11 protein-coding genes are annotated in these 11,601 nt (G+C 44.1%); 6 read left to right on the top strand and 5 right to left on the bottom strand.

Features of this window, described 5'->3' with window-relative positions; translation table 11 throughout:
• Positions 1-6 precede the first annotated feature (6 nt).
• The 3 genes from ACU52_RS06945 to ACU52_RS06935 are packed head-to-tail and all read right to left on the bottom strand — an operon-like array spanning position 7 to position 3,391.
• On the bottom strand, positions 7-789 hold the full coding sequence (locus ACU52_RS06945; RefSeq protein ID WP_053398265.1) for an electron transfer flavoprotein subunit beta/FixA family protein: 783 nt from the start codon (positions 787-789) through the stop codon (positions 7-9).
• A gap of 57 nt (positions 790-846) precedes the next feature.
• Entirely contained in the window at positions 847-2,067 is a 1,221-nt protein-coding gene (locus ACU52_RS06940; RefSeq protein ID WP_053398264.1) for an NAD(P)/FAD-dependent oxidoreductase, read from the bottom strand.
• Position 2,068: 1 nt separating this feature from the next.
• Entirely contained in the window at positions 2,069-3,391 is a 1,323-nt protein-coding gene (locus ACU52_RS06935) for a DUF5690 family protein (RefSeq protein ID WP_053398263.1), read from the bottom strand.
• Between the two features lie 206 nt (positions 3,392-3,597).
• On the opposite strand from ACU52_RS06935, the gene ACU52_RS06930 reads away from it, so the two are divergent.
• The gene (locus tag ACU52_RS06930; RefSeq protein ID WP_021854655.1) at positions 3,598-4,509 is read left to right on the top strand and encodes a hypothetical protein; all 912 of its coding nucleotides are present in this window, start codon (positions 3,598-3,600) and stop codon (positions 4,507-4,509) included.
• A gap of 112 nt (positions 4,510-4,621) precedes the next feature.
• On the opposite strand, the gene ACU52_RS06925 is transcribed toward ACU52_RS06930, so the two are convergent.
• Positions 4,622-5,194 (bottom strand): 7-carboxy-7-deazaguanine synthase QueE, encoded by a 573-nt coding sequence (locus tag ACU52_RS06925; RefSeq protein ID WP_053398262.1) that lies wholly within the window; start codon positions 5,192-5,194, stop codon positions 4,622-4,624.
• 5 nt (positions 5,195-5,199) lie between these two features.
• The gene (locus ACU52_RS06920; RefSeq protein WP_021854653.1) at positions 5,200-5,538 is read right to left on the bottom strand and encodes a 6-pyruvoyl trahydropterin synthase family protein; all 339 of its coding nucleotides are present in this window, start codon (positions 5,536-5,538) and stop codon (positions 5,200-5,202) included.
• Between the two features lie 1,200 nt (positions 5,539-6,738).
• Between ACU52_RS06920 and ACU52_RS06915 the strand changes: the two genes are divergently transcribed.
• From ACU52_RS06915 to ACU52_RS06895, 5 genes are all read left to right on the top strand, one after another.
• The gene (locus tag ACU52_RS06915) at positions 6,739-7,170 is read left to right on the top strand and encodes a transglycosylase SLT domain-containing protein (protein WP_021854652.1); all 432 of its coding nucleotides are present in this window, start codon (positions 6,739-6,741) and stop codon (positions 7,168-7,170) included.
• Positions 7,171-7,392: 222 nt separating this feature from the next.
• A complete protein-coding gene (locus ACU52_RS06910; protein WP_053398261.1) occupies positions 7,393-7,956 on the top strand; it encodes a LemA family protein in 564 nt (187 codons plus the stop codon).
• An 18-nt stretch (positions 7,957-7,974) separates the two neighbouring features.
• Entirely contained in the window at positions 7,975-8,988 is a 1,014-nt protein-coding gene (locus ACU52_RS06905; RefSeq protein WP_053398260.1) for a M48 family metallopeptidase, read from the top strand.
• Between the two features lie 495 nt (positions 8,989-9,483).
• On the top strand, positions 9,484-10,113 hold the full coding sequence (locus ACU52_RS06900; protein ID WP_053398259.1) for a leucine-rich repeat protein: 630 nt from the start codon (positions 9,484-9,486) through the stop codon (positions 10,111-10,113).
• Between the two features lie 261 nt (positions 10,114-10,374).
• Positions 10,375-11,052: a transglutaminase domain-containing protein gene (locus ACU52_RS06895; protein WP_204374658.1), complete on the top strand. Its 678-nt coding sequence runs from the start codon at positions 10,375-10,377 to the stop codon at positions 11,050-11,052.
• Positions 11,053-11,601: the final 549 nt, after the last annotated feature.

The raw sequence follows: 11,601 nt of genomic DNA, 5'->3' as shown, positions 1-11,601 counted from the left end.
TATCTGTTATTTTGTTTGACAAAGCACGTTGTTCTCTATAATGTCCATCACGGCATGTCCGTCCTCAATCCATTCTACCACCTTGTCGTGCTGAGGAACCTCTGTTGCCACTACCTGTGTTGGCGACGCACACAGTCCGATCTCGTCAGAAGAAAGGCCCAGGTCGTGCTCGTTCCATCTTGTAATAGGCTGCTGGCGTGCCTTCTGCCATGCACGCAGCGTTACGTTCTCAAGTTCGCAGTTTTCACGGCTCACCATGATGGCGCACGGCATCTTCACCTCAAGATGCTGAAGCTTGCAGCCGGCGTTTCTTGTAACACTTACCGAAGTGTCAGATATGGCCGTTATGGCTGTCAGCTGTGTTATCTGCGGAATGTCAAGCTGGCCGGCCACTTCAGGGCCAACCTGTGCTGTGTCGCCGTCTACAGCCATCTTGCCGAAGAACAGCAGGTCGTAGTCGCCTATCTTACGTGCGGCAGCTGCGAGCGACTTGCTCGTGCACAACGTGTCGCTTCCGGCAAAAGCACGCGACGAAAGCAGCACAGCCTTGTCGGCTCCGTATTGCAGTGCCTCGCGCAACACCTCTACAGCCATCTCCGGTCCCATGCTTACAGCTACAATCTCAGCCCCGGTCTTTTTCTTAAGGTTAACGGCAGTCTGCAACGCATGCAGGTCGTCAGGGTTGGTGCGCGTAAGAGCCGACGAGCGCTTCAAAGTCTTTGTCACCGAATCTATTTCAACCTTTGTGGATAAGGGTACTTGTTTCAGAAAAACTATATATCGTTTCATTTTCTACATTTTTATATTTATGTTCGTGTTTTCTATATCTTCATTTGCAGCACAGGCCTATCCGCCCTTTTTGTTTGAACGGGCATCGGCACATCTCTTCTGAAATTCGGCTGAGAACGGATCAACTTCACCAAAACGCTCCGGTGCGAAAAGACCGGGTGAGACAAATGGTTTCTCGCCTGTAATAAGTTCGGCAGCCAACCGTCCCATACCTCCACCGGCAGCCACGCCACCGCCACAGCAGCCCGTAACTGTAAACAGACCTTCGTATTTGCTCACCGGACCGATGATAAACATTGCGTCGGGCACATAGCAAGACGGACCGGCCATGTAGTGGGCTATGCCGAGGTCTTCTATATCCGGCAAGAAACGCTTCAGGAGCGGTGCACATTCGTCAAGCACCTCCCACTTGGCAGCCTTGTTGAAGTCGAAGTCCTGAAGCTGGTCTGTCATCGTAGAAGGGTCGAACGACTGGCACTGGCTTTCGCGCAAACCTATTATCAAGGCTCCTACATCCGATCGCGTGAAGGCTCTTGCGTCAGGAATGACAGAGAACGGATGGTTTACCGGGAAGCGCTGCTTGTCGATGCCGGTAATCCAGAAATGGCTCCTTACGGGCGTAAACGGCAGTCCTACACCGAGAGGACGCATAAGCAGATTGGCCCATGAACCGGCAGCATTGACAACAACGGGAGCACTTATCATCTCACCGTCAGGCAGTTCAACGCCGCTTATTCTTCCGCCTTCGGTCTGTATCGACCTCACCTTGCAGTTAGTTCTCAGTTCCACACCCAGCGCCTTGGCTGCCCTGGCATATCCAGAGCACAGCAGTGCAGAGTCGATAAAGGCGTCTGTGGGCATATATACGGCTACGTCAGCGGCAGTTTCGTTGATCCATGGCAACAGTTCTTTCACACGTTTCTGTGATATCCGTTCATTCGGAATGCCAAAGTCGTTGGCTGCACTCTCCAAGGCTTCCACACCCTTCAGCGAGGCTTCTGACGAAGCAATCGTAACGCTTCCGCACTGCTGCAGCTCGAGCGACTCTCCAAGAAGCTGTTCTATCTCGTCTATGCAGTCGTAGGTTTCCTGCACCAGTTCCATCAGCGCCGGTTTTGTCCGCGCACGTGTCAGCAGGCAGGCCGCGCGCGAAGAGGCCTGAGATGCAATCTCGTTACCGTCTAAAAGCAATATCTTACCGGCTTTGCGTTTTGCCAACTGATAGGCAGTGGCTGTTCCGAGCAGACCGCCTCCTATGATTATGATGTCGTAGTTCATTTTAAATTGTATTATATTGAGGGTTTATAAACAAATCCATCTTAGAGTTTTTTGTCTTGTTTCTGTTGTTAAGCGAATAGCGCTTGTAGATAAGTGTGGCTACTATTGTGAACAAGACTGTGCATACTGCACCGACGAAGAATGCCATGTGATTGAACATGTCGAACCATTCCATGTCGAAATTGAGGAACTCCTTGGTTGAAAGCAGTGTTACCGTTCCCATGTATCCGATAAAGTCGATTATCGCGATGAAGAATCCAACGTTGCCTTTTATCCTGAAACAGGCTATAAAACGGTCGAAGAATATTGTCTGGAACGTAAGATAGGCTATATAAAGGCACAGGCTCTCTATGAACAGCCACACAACAGGCTGCAGGTCGAGGGCTTTGTAGTTGAACGACACGTATGCCATGGTGATACAGCTCAGTATGACAATGCCCATGAGGCACATAAGCGTCTTGATGTTGCTGCGGAAGAACACAAAGGCCGAGAACAAGGCAAGTATGGCCAATGTAACTATAGTGTCGACCTGTGCGAACAGCCATGACGACTGATTGCTCATGTCGAGAATAAGCACAAGGAAATCTTCCTTGATGTCGCGCAGGACAAGGAGCATGAAGTTGCCGATAAACAGCAGCGTGAGTATTGGCGCGAAGCTCAGGAACAGACGCCTGCGGCCTTCAGAGTCTAAGACAACGCGCTCGTTGCGCAACTCGATATCTTCCTGTGTAGGGCTGGGCAGACGCTTAAGCAGATAGCCCATAAGAACAAGCAGAGGCAGGGCCACGCCGCCAATGACTGCCGGCATCCAGAACTGGTCTATATTAAGTTCGTTCATGGCAAAGAGTCCGAAGCTCTTGGCTATTCCGGAACTGAACACCATGCTTACGCCCAAAAGGCTCGCCAGCATATCCGTAACCTTGCGGCCCTCAATGAAACTAAAGATAACGCCCCACATGCATCCGAGCGAAAGGCCGTTGAAAAACATTGCTGCGGCATTGTAAGGAGCGCTGAGCACGCCGAAGCCTATCAAAGCCACCTCGGCCATTATTGCCGATGTTACAAAAAAGCGGAAGCGGTTTTCGCGTTTCAGCTCAGAGATAAGTTTTATACCGAAGAATTTTGCTATTACATACCCAAGTATCTGAATGGTTGTAACAGCTACCTTATAATCTGTTCCAAACAGGGTCAATCCCTCGAAAGAGGCTGCCGTATACGGCTTGCGCAAGGCATATACAAGCGAGTAAGACAGCAAGGCTGCACCTCCGGCCCAAAGTATAAGCAGGAGTTCCGACATTCTTTTGTTCTTTGTTGCTTTTTCCATAATTATATTGATGATTTTGTTTGTTCATTTTTTTAATTACGGCAGCAAAAGTATATCGGTCTGCAATATGAAAAAATCAATTAATCATATATTATAACGCCAAAAAAACGTGTATTCATTATGTAATTTTCATATCATGATAATGAATCAGAATGGTAATGTTTTTGTAATATCGTTTTGGTACATTCGCGCCAAAAATAAAGGATATGGATAAACTGGTATCACTGTATGAGCAACTGAAGAAACTGCGTGACGCAGGAGTGAAGATGAAGGACATTTCGGAGGAGACGAACATAACATCGAGCGTTCTGTCTTCTTTATATTCGTCTGTACTGCCCGCCTACATCAACAGCATATCCGGCGGCAACGACAGCGACTACGCGCTTAACAACGCCTTGCAGCAGGTGAACAATGTGTCTAAGAGAAAGCTGCTGGGATGCCTTGACGAACTGTACGACAAGGTGTGCCATATAGAGCCACGGCTGATAAGCGGAAAGAGCAACAGCCGTCCGTTTCTTGACGATATTGAAAAAGAATCAATAAAGTATCTTCCCAACGCAGGCATATACACAGGCCTGTACCAGTCGTACAGCGCTTCGTCGTATGCCGACGGACTGAAAGTTGAGCCCTACATGATATCATCCATTGCCGACGGCGACACCCTGCCGAAGGTATACTGCCAGAATATGGCCGGCGACTATTATGTAGGAGTAGGACTGTTCTCGCCGTTCCAGATTGGCTATCTGATGTTCAACGAGCAAAAGAGACTGCAGCTCGCACTGAAGGTTATTTATCTGCAACTGCCTATCATTGAATATCCTGAAGTGATTAAGGGCATTTATCTCACGCACGACTACAACCGCAATCCTATCGCAAGGCGTATTATCTTTGTACGCCAGGGAGACGAAATACCACTGGAGGAGTTTGAAAAACTAAGAACAGAAGTTATCCTGAAAGAAAAGCTCACCGGAGAACTTATTGACTATTATAATTACACGTGCGGACAAAACGACGTGATAAGGAGCATGATGCTCATATCGCCCGACAAGGGCTTGAAGGAACTGCAGCACGAAAAGCAGCTGCTGAAAATACTTCACTTCAACGGTGGTGATCAATGAGGCTATGCCTAATTGCCTCATTGATTTCTTATGAATTGCCACAGACGGCATAACTGTCGTGCCACGTTATTCAGACACAGGCGAGCCATGTCGCCGTAAAGGCTGAAGGCCGTTATCTCACATTAATTATTTTATGGGTCTGAAGCGAAAGACGCCACTTGGGATGCGAAAGACAATATTCCACGGCATCTTTTAATATCACGGCATTCCGTCTGTCGTCATTCACGTCGCACGGCTGCAGGCTATACACCTGAGCCTCCATGCCGTCATATTGCGACATATCCTGCTCCGGCGTCTGAAACACCACTTTCAGTTCGTCGATATGCATCAGGACGACAGGACGATATTTGGGCGAACACGTAATCCAGTCGACACGGCAGCCTTCGGGCAGAGGATAAGTGCCGTTTGTCTCTATCTGCACATACTTTCCGACAGCGTGCAGCCTGTCAACAAGCGAAGCTGTAAGCTGCATTGTCGGCTCGCCGCCGGTGATAACCACATGCGCAGCCGGATAGGCACACACCTCACGGACGATGTCTTCCTCAGACATTTCCGTAAACGTCGTATGTTCTGTGTCACAAAAGCTGCAACTGAGATTGCAGCCTGAAAAACGTACGAAGACGGCTGGTGTTCCGGTAAAGTAGCCTTCGCCCTGAAGCGAATAAAAAATTTCGTTTACCCTCATAAATGTCAGTCTTCGTCTTTAACGTATGACACCTTGTTGTTCTCGCTTTCTTCTATATCCACCCGATAGCAGTGTTCAACCTGACTGCATATCCAGGCTGCAATGTTTTCGGCCGTAGGATTAAACGGCAGCAGTTCGTTGAAGTTGCCATGATCGAGATATCCGTGAATTTTATCCTTTATATGCTTAAAGTCAACAACCATACCCTCAGCGTTAAGCTCACGCGACTTGCAATAAACCGTAACAATCCAGTTGTGTCCGTGCAGATTACAGCATTTGCTGTCATAAGAAAGAGTAAGGCGATGACAGCCAGCAATCTCCATTCGCTTAGAAACGTAATACATATTTTATAAAGAAATTATCCGTTAATCATTCAAAAAAACAACATGCACGAAACAGGCCGTGCCTCTCACACTTGCCCGGCATGACGCATGCCGACATACAATTAAGCCTGCCAATATGGCATGTTTCAACAATCGTCAATGCAAAGGTAGTCAAAAATAGTGAAAGGAGAATGAAAAGACAAACGAAAAACGCAGTTTTTTAACCCGGGCAGGTCATTGGCAGCCGAATAATGAGCGGTTTGTCTTATTTAAATATTCTGAAAGCCAAACGCTTGCAGGCAAGAAAATCCATTGTCGGCCTTCAGAAAACACTGCTCAAGATACACTACGTCATCAGCCAACAGGAAGAATCACACAGCAAACTTATTAATACCGGCAGATTGGGATAAACAATGTTTTTCTAACAATGCCTGCACTGAAATGCACGGAACATCGGACTGGGCATAAAAAACCATTTGTTTGCGACAAAAAACTCGGCCACTTTTGCATTAAAAGTGGGCCACTTACGGACCGTAAACAATAGGTTAGTGATTTGAAACCAATAAGCACGATTTTGCTTACAGTCCGCATATTTCAAGCTATCGTTCCGGTTTTCCTATAAGGATAATAGTATATTTTCCTTTCAGTTTTTTGAGGTTTAATTCTGATGTCTGCAATCCTTACCTTATATCATGAAAAAATAGCGGAAACGGGCACAAGGCAAAACTATGACAATAATTTACCTGCAAGGCAAAGCGACATTGCCCTCTATTCGCTCCTGCAACAATCTTAGCATAGTTATAGTCTATAACACTTTAACACGCAACATGATTTAAGATATAAAAATGGGCCGTCTTTCTAACAACAAATGCCGTGAAACGTGCATTAACATTATGTTTCGCCTAAATTCGGGCGCAAGACGGCAGCCGAAAATATTTTACATATTTTTAAAGCAATTAGTTGATTTTCAACATGATATAAAATGCTTATTTCAATGCAAAATGTTTAAAAAACGGAACAAAGTTTGGATAATCGCATTTTTTTTCATACCTTTGCAGCGGTAAAAAGATTGAATGGCGTATCTTCTTTTGTTTTGAAAGCCGCCATTCGCGTTAGTATATAACTGGCATCCAGACTCGGTTCAATAATTTTTCTCATACGAACCGCTTGCCGCGGACATCCCTGTTTTTTTATATGTCCAGATGCCATAAACCGTAAAATATGGAGAGAATATTAAGAAAAGTATTAGTATTATTATTTGTATTTACAGCAAATTTATATGCTTTTGCAGAAAACAACGAAACTCAAAGCCCTCAATTCGACTGGAATCCGGTGATGGACGCCATTATTCAAGTCGAAAGCGAAGGAAACCCCAAAGCCGTAAGCGGCAACTCATGCGGAGCAATGCAGATAACTCCGATTCTGGTAAGAGAGTGCAACAACATCCTGAAAAGAAGAAAAAGCAAGAAAAGATTTAAGCTGTCTGACCGCTTTAACGTGGCAAAATCGAAAGAGATGTTCATTTTGTTTCAGTCGGTCCACAATCCGCAAAACAGCATAGAGCAGGCCATAAGGTCGTGGAACGGCGGACTCAGATACAGCATAAAAGGCACTCAGCGATACTTCAACAAAGTAATGAATCTGCTGAAATAAACATTAAAACTTAACATAACGCTCTGCATGTCATAGGATAGATCCTGTCATGCAGAGTTTTTTTATTTCATGACGAAACTAAACCGGCACGTGTCCTTATTGGCTACAACCTTCATATTAAATAAGAATAATAAACAAAAAGACTTAAAGAAACCTCAGATATTCATAAAATGGTATTATATTTGTAAACAAACTTATGAAACCATTTATCATTAAAAAATTATGACAACAGGAATTATTATTTTAGTTATCGTCGTACTGCTTGCAATTTGGTGTGTAAGCCTGTACAACAATCTTGTAAAACTTAGAAACAACCGCGAAAATGCCTTCGCAAATATCGACGTGCAGCTTAAACAGCGCCACGACCTCGTGCCGCAGCTTGTAGCCACGGTGAAAGGATATGCCACACACGAGCGCGAAGTGCTGCAGAGAGTTACCGAAGCACGCACGGCAGCAATGGGCGCCACAACAATAAACGACAAGATCAATGCAGAAAATGCCCTGACAAGTGCGCTTGCCGGCTTAAAGGTGTCACTCGAGGCTTACCCTGACCTGAAGGCTAACCAGAACTTCATGCAGCTGCAGAACGAGATTGCTGACCTTGAGAACAAACTTGCCGCAGTACGCAGATTCTTCAATTCGGCAACAAGAGAGCTCAACAACGCCGTTGAGACATTCCCGTCAAACATCTTTGCCAAAATGTTCGGATTTAAAAAAGAACCTATGTTCGAGGTTCCACAGGAAGAACGTGCTATATACGACAAGGCACCTGAAATTAAATTCTAACATAAATCGCAAGCATATATGAGATATGTCGGAATGCACACCCAGATTATGCGCAACAACAGATTGACAATAATGTTGCTGATCTTGTTTCCCGTAATAATCCTGGGCATGGTATGGGTATTCCTCGCACTGGTAAACTATTTCGGAAACGGATACTACGACCAATACGGCAACATTGTACACCAGCTTGACGCTGCAACAGTAAACTATTACTTCATGAACACCATACCATGGGTCATCGTGGGCGTAGGAATATGGTTTACAATAGCGTATTTTGCAAATACGGCAATGGTACGTGCTGCTACAGGAGCAAGACCGCTTACACGTAAGGAAAATCCCAAAATCTACAATATAGTTGAAAATCTTTGCATGACATGCAACATGGATATGCCAAAGATTAACATCGTAGACGACCCGCAGCTGAACGCTTTTGCAAGCGGTATAGATAAAAAGAGCTACACGGTTACGCTGACAACAGGAATAATCGACAGACTCAACGATGACGAACTTGCAGGTGTGATAGCTCATGAGCTGACGCACATCCGTAATCACGACACAAGACTGCTGATAACAAGCATCATCTTTGTCGGCATCGTATCAACCATAATGAGCCTCGTTATCCAGATGATGTATAACGCATTCTGGTTTGGCGGACTAAGCAGCCGCAGCAGTGATGACGAGGACAACCGCGGCAACGGACTGTCTATGATTGCGGTATTCATAATCGGAGCTTTATGCTGTGCAGTTGCTTACTTCTTCACATTGCTTACGCGTTTTGCAATATCGCGTAAACGTGAATATATGGCCGACGCCGGAGGTGCTGAGCTTTGCGGCAATCCTTTGGCGCTTGCTTCTGCTCTGAGAAAGATATCAGGCGATCCAGGATTGAATAACGTCAAGCGTGACGATATCGCGCAGCTGTTCATTATTCATCCGCAACACTTCGCACCGGGCATGATGAATTTCTTTAATTCATTATTCAGCACACACCCGGATACAAAGAAAAGAATAGAAATCTTGGAGCAATTCTAAGAAACATAATTAAAAGACAAAAGTGGGGTTAGTCATACTGCCAGACAATTTATGGCAATAGTCTAATCCCACTTTTGTTTTTATTATATCTTTGCCACCAACAAATAATTAAATTTGCGCTTTACGGTTGGTTTAAGCGTATATTTTGCCATCATAGCATCAAAAAATCAGCGAAGCTAAATCGTCTGCCATACAAAATAAATCTATAACTTTGCTCCCGGTGATCATGGCGATTATTGTTTATAATACTTTGTAATTCAGCACCATAAAGTTACAACGATTTTCGCTTATCATCAAACTTACACGCATTTACAATTCGTCGAACTCACGTTATATTATTAAAAAACAGAATCGTCTTGTATTGAAGGTTCTTGCGGCGAGAGTCTTGCAGGGAGAATGTTTTTGTTTAGCGTCCGTACGCTTTCCAATTTATTTGGTAATGTGACAGATGTGTTGGAATTTTTATTAATTTTATCATTCTGAATATATATATTTATGCATAGATTTTTTATTTGCTTAATTGCTGCAATTACAATAGTAATTCCGTCTTTTTCCCAGAATATCGTTCTTCATGCTCCTGACCATTTCGACGGTCCTGTGAGAGATGGAATACGAATGTTTCCGGATAGTCTAGTTTACGACTCTCATGCCGAAGAAATTCATATTCCCGACATAATGACAATCGGAAGATTAGGAAATATTGGATTTACCAATCTGAAAAAAGTAACATTCGGCAATATAGATTATATCCCGGGAGGTCTATTTATGGATAATAACACTATTGAGGAGATAGTGTTTGAGGGAGCTATCGGTCATTTCGACTGCGCATTAGTTACAAATTGCCCAAACTTGAGGAAAATCATATTCCGAGGTCCTGTGTCGAGTACAGGAGGCCAGGGATTTGCTCATAACTGTCCAAAATTGGACAGCGTGATATTTGAAAGCACTGTGGTCTATTTCGATTTGGATTTATTGAAAGACTCCAAATGTCCTAATTTAACGAAATACATCTGTCATGGGGCTTTTCTGAAAGTATATAACGACAAGATAGCATCAACAGCAGATATCGATTATCTGAAATCAAATCCTCGCCTGATAAAAGATTTGGAAAAGACTGCGCAGTGACAGGCACAGATTCTGACAGCAAAGAACTCTGACTGGATGAGAAGCAATGAGTATCAGTCAGCCAGAATACTCTATCCCGTACTAAAAGCTTTGAATAGCAAGGAAGCAGACACATTGAAAGCAGCTATGAATTACGCATGGAGTCTGGGGGATAAGGTCTAGACCAAACTTGACATTTTGAAAGAATCCCCAAAATACAACTCATAACCACCCTTTGATATGGCTTTCAGATACGCAGAGCCTTCAGACAGAATGTTGCAAATGACACGCAAGAAATTCAATCTTGACAAAATAGCCGGTAATGAGGATGACATCAGCAGAATGAAGAATCTCCTTTATTGGGTTCATGACAACATCGAACATGACGGAAGCAACGGTTTGGCTCCCGGAGCAAGAAATTTGGAAAATATATACGAATCTGCTCGTAGAAACAGTTGTGGTTACAACTGCAGTGCTCTTGCTATATGCTTGACAGAGGCATTGCTTGCTGTGGGGATTCCTGCAAGACATATAACATGTATCCCGAAAGGATGGGAGACGGACAGCGATTGCCATGTTATCTGCATTTCCTGGAGTAAATCACTGAATAAATGGGTTTGGTCTGCCCCTACATTTGCAACAGATGTCACCAATGAAAACGGAATCATGCTTCACCCAGGAGAAGTGCGTTATAGATTGCAGCATGACTTGCCATTGATACTTAATGAAGAAGCGAACTGGAACAATAGGGTAAAACAAAGAGCCGACTATTATCTTAAGGAGTACATGGCAAAGAATCTCTACTTTCTTGAAACAAATATATGGAATCAAGCTGAACCAGAAGGAGAAAGCAATCATCCTCAAGGTAAGACTGTAACATTAGTTCCGGTAGGTTTGACATACCCTCATGCTAATTACAACACATCGAATGAAAAGTGGTTTTGGCAAGCACCCTTATAAAATAATTCCGATATTTAAGAGCCTGTTTAACATTCTTCATTGAAGGTTCTGGACAGACAGAGAGTGCGAAACCATTGGAGAAAAATGAATTTTCGCTTGGTTTCCTTCTATCTTGAGGGTTGTCAAGCAGTAGTGTTTCATCAACTGCGTTTACCCCCAATTGGTCATTAAACCGCACATAGTTTTTTCTATTTTGTGCCTTCATGCTTTCAGCCTTTTTGTTTTCTATTGGTACCTTCTTACCAGCTTTTTCTTGACATAGCCTGCTATGCCTGCGAAAAATCAAACAAAAATCCGCTCAATATAAAGCAAGAATCCGACAGAATCCTAATACCCGATTCGGGGGTAAGTCAACTTGATTCAGACACACTCGGTGAAACACTACCCGAAAACGCTTAATGTTTCTTTGTTCAGCTTTTCAAACGTATGTGCATTTATGTGGTAGAATGTCTAAAGTGTACGGCAAATCATTGGGGATGTCACCATATGTCTCTTTAAAAATAAGTCACATTAGTCTTATTAGTCTCATTAATTCCACCCTCCGTGGAA

The organism is Xylanibacter rarus (assembly GCF_001275135.1).
Lineage (GTDB): Bacteria > Bacteroidota > Bacteroidia > Bacteroidales > Bacteroidaceae > Prevotella > Prevotella rara.
The sequence above is the reverse complement of the archived record's forward strand: the minus strand, read 5'-3'. Positions and strand labels throughout refer to the sequence as shown.